Genomic DNA, 3,815 nt, shown 5'->3' on the forward strand with positions numbered 1-3,815 from the left:
GGCCATGTACGACAACATCGATACCCTCTACGCCGCGCACAATGCGGCCAAGGCCATCAAACGCGACAACGCCATCAAGGGCATGCCCGTCCCACTGCACCCGGGCGCCGAGCGCTACTACAAGGAAATCGGCCTCATCAAGTAAGACTGCCCAGCCCGCAAGAGATCGCAAACACGCTCTTGGGTGGCGCTTGCCGAGGCTGATCTTCTGATCGGCAGGCGGCCTCCAGCTTCTGCTCGGGGCCGCCTTTTTTCTGGGCTCCCCAGAAGCCTGCTCCATGCAATCCATCGCGCTTCAGTCACCTTCCGAAAAGGCACCTCCATGGACCCGCAGACCCATGAGGGGCCCTGCGGCTGTGCTGGCATCAATCGTCGCCACGCTGGCGCTGGCCGTCTGGTTTGCGTACGCGTGGTTCCATCAAGCCGCATTGCGCGACGCGGAGGCACAGGGCAACGCGGCCATCCAGCGCCTTGCGAGCGATCTGCTGGTATCGGTCGAAAAATTTGAACACCTGCCTTACCTGGTGGGTGCCGAACAGATGCTGACGCAAGCACTGCGGTCGCCAGACAATCCGGCCCGCATAGCCGACGCCAACCGCTACCTGGTGTTCGCCCAGAAGCGCACCGACGTGGCGGCCGTGTACCTGATGGACACTGAGGGCCATACCCTGGCCGCCAGCAACTGGGACCTGTCTTCGAGCTTCGTCGGGCGCAACTACCGCTTCCGACCCTATTTTCAGGACGCGCTCAAGGGCGGAACCGGCAGGTTCTATGCGGTGGGAGTGACCACCGGTGAACCGGGCTTTTTCATTGCCTCGCCCATTCTGGATGCTTCCCAGGTCATCGGTGTCGTCGCAGTGAAGATCGATCTCAACGCTTTCGAGGACAGGTGGCGAGCCGAGAATCTGCAGCTGGCACTCTCCGATGAAAAAGGCGTCCTCTTTCTCACCACCGAACACGCATGGCGGTACCGCGGTCTGTATCCGCTGCCTGGCCCGGTGGTGACCCAACTGCGAGAGACCCTGCAGTACGGCAACCTGACGCCAGGCATCCTGATCGAACACGTGGGCAACGCCCCGGGACCCCAGGTACAGCCCATGAAAGTCGCAGGCACACCCTACCTGGTTCAGGGGCGTACGCTGGACCGGTTTGGCTGGCAACTGCTGCTGTTTTCCGACCCCGCAGAACCACGTGCGCGGGGTCTTCTCGCGGCCGAACTGGTTGGCATGGGCCTGACGCTGCTGCTGTTGCTCATGGCATTGGTCTGGCAATACCGTCGCCGCCTGGCCGAGCGGCAGGCCTCCATGCGCGAACGCGCGCAGGTGGTGGCCGAACTGGAGCATCGCATTGCAACACGCACCGCCGAGCTCACCGCCGCCAACGACGCCGCTGTGCAGACTGGCAAGCTCGCCTTGCTGGGCCAGATGGCCGCCGGCATCAGTCACGAAATATCGCAGCCGCTCACGGCGCTGCGCACGCTGGCAGACAACGCGAGCAAGTTCCTTGAACGCCGGGACGCCGGCAATGCGGGCAACAACTTGCGATTGATTGGCGATCTGTGCACGCGCATGGGCAGCATCGTGGGTGAGCTCAAGGCCTTCGCCCGCAAGGAACCCGCGCGCCTGCAGCCGGTCTCGCTCAGGCACGTGATCGGCAGCTCGCTGATGTTGATCGAACCCCTGCGGCAGGCATCCGGTGCGCGCATCGTCAGCGACGACACCGATCTGCAGGTGATGGGTGACCCGATCCGACTGGAACAGGTGCTGGTGAACCTGCTGCGCAACGGCATCGACGCCATGGAGGCCCAAAAAAGCGAAAGACAGCTCGAGATTCGCGTGCATGCCACCACGGATGGCCAGGTGTGCATGTCGGTACAGGACCACGGCCCCGGGCTCAGCCCCGATGTGCTGCAACACCTGTTCGAGCCCTTTTTCACCACCAAGCCCAGTGGCAAAGGACTGGGTCTGGGCCTGGCATTGTCCAAGGCGATCGTTCGCGAAATGGGGGGACGCATCGACGCAGTCAACACCCACCCCGGTGCCCGGTTCGACCTCATCCTGCAACCAGCTTCCCCAACGCCCGAGCCCCATGCACGTCCTGCTGATTGAAGACGACCCAACCGTGATGCTGGGCGCCGTGCAGGCGTTTCAGCTCGCAGACATCCCTGTGGCACAGGCCACCACCGTCGAGGCCGCCATGCAACTGTGCGCCCGCGAATGCCCGGCCGCTGTGTTGACCGACGTCTGCCTGCCGGACGAAGACGGTTTCGAATTGCTCCGGCGCGTGCGCGCGCTAGACGCCGAAGTGCCCGTGATCCTCATGACGGGACACGGTGACATTCGCATGGCGGTGGAGGCCATGCACCTGGGAGCGTACGATTTTCTGGAAAAGCCGTTTTCCTCCGAGAGGCTGGTCGACGTGATGCGCCGCGCGCTGGAGAAGCGCCGGCTGGTGCTGGACAACCGGCGCCTGCAATCCTTGGTGGCTTCTCGGCACGAACACGGCCTGGTGGGCCAGACGCCCGGCATGATCGAGGTGCAACGGCGAATTGCGGCGCTCGCTCCCACGCAGGTTGACGTGCTCGTGCGCGGCGAGACCGGCACCGGAAAGGAAGTGGTGGCGCGGGCCATCCACGAGGCCTCGGGCCGGACTGGCCCCTTCGTGGCGATCAACTGCGGGGCCTTGCCCGAATCGATTTTCGAGAGCGAAATGTTCGGCCATGAAGCTGGCGCGTTCACAGGTGCGGCGCGCAAGCGGGTGGGCAAACTGGAATACGCACGGGGTGGCACGGTTTTCCTCGACGAGATCGAAAGTCTGCCCATGACGCAGCAGGTGAAGTTGCTTCGGGTCCTGCAGGAACGCGCTATCGAACGCCTGGGTGGCAACGAAAGCCACCGCATCGACTGCCGCTTTGTCGCAGCGGCCAAGGAAGACCTCAAGGCACTGTGCGATACCGGTCAGTTCCGCGCCGACCTCTACTATCGCCTGCATGTGGCCAGCATTGAACTGCCACCGTTGCGCGAGCGACGCGACGACATCCCGATGCTCATGGCGCACTGTCTGCGCCTGTCGGCCGAGCGCTACCAGAGCGAACCACCCCAGCTGTCCCCGGCCCAGATGGCGCAATGGATGGCGCACCCCTGGCCCGGGAATGTGCGCGAGCTCAAGAACGTGGCCGACCGCCTCTGCCTCGGTCTGGAGCCGGACGCGCGCATTGCCGTCGACGTTGCGCCACACAACACCTCGCTGAACCAGCAGGTGGACGGCTTTGAGCGCCAGTTGCTGGTACATGCCCTCACGAGCAGCCAGGGCAGTGTGGCCGCGGCGGCAGAGCACCTGCAAGTGCCGCGCAAAACGCTGTACGACAAACTGACGCGGCATGCGATCGACCCAGCAGATTTCCGATGACAGTCAGGATGAAACCCGATGTGCGATGACCCGCACGACCGGGTTCGATCTTTCTTGAAATCCGCACACCGACGGCCCCCGTCTGTAACAAAATCAACCACTTGGGTGAAGATCCACACTGGCAGGCAAGTTGCTAAACAGAACACAACCCCGCGACCGGAGGTGGCGAGGTTGCATCAACCCCAACTGGAGACAACATGAAAAAGTTACGCGCCTTCACGACCGCTTGCGCCCTGGTGGTCGCCTCAAGCACCGCCCTGATCACAGGCACTGCGGTGGCCCAGCAACAGCAGTTCATCAACGTGCTCACCGGCGGCCAGAGCGGCGTCTACTACCCCATGGGTGTGGCCCTCTCCCAGATCTTTGCCAAAGACATCCCCAATGTGCGCTCCACCGCCCAGGTCACC

3 protein-coding genes and 1 pseudogene are annotated in these 3,815 nt (G+C 63.5%); all 4 read left to right on the forward strand.

The window, feature by feature from the left end; translation table 11 throughout:
• Nucleotides 1-4 precede the first annotated feature (4 nt).
• A complete protein-coding gene (locus tag Q7V46_RS16135) occupies nt 5-145 on the forward strand; it encodes a TAXI family TRAP transporter solute-binding subunit (protein ID WP_322788373.1) in 141 nt (46 codons plus the stop codon).
• A gap of 133 nt (nt 146-278) precedes the next feature.
• The gene (locus tag Q7V46_RS16140) at nt 279-2,108 is read left to right on the forward strand and encodes an ATP-binding protein (RefSeq protein WP_304914583.1); all 1,830 of its coding nucleotides are present in this window, start codon (nt 279-281) and stop codon (nt 2,106-2,108) included.
• A complete protein-coding gene (locus Q7V46_RS16145; protein ID WP_304914584.1) occupies nt 2,089-3,408 on the forward strand; it encodes a sigma-54 dependent transcriptional regulator in 1,320 nt (439 codons plus the stop codon). The genes Q7V46_RS16140 and Q7V46_RS16145 overlap by 20 nt, the downstream gene beginning before the upstream one ends.
• Before the next feature lie 197 nt (nt 3,409-3,605).
• A pseudogene (locus tag Q7V46_RS16150) lies at nt 3,606-3,815 on the forward strand (C4-dicarboxylate ABC transporter); the annotation flags it as partial.

The organism is Hydrogenophaga sp. (assembly GCF_030651625.1).
Taxonomy (GTDB): domain Bacteria; phylum Pseudomonadota; class Gammaproteobacteria; order Burkholderiales; family Burkholderiaceae_C; genus Hydrogenophaga.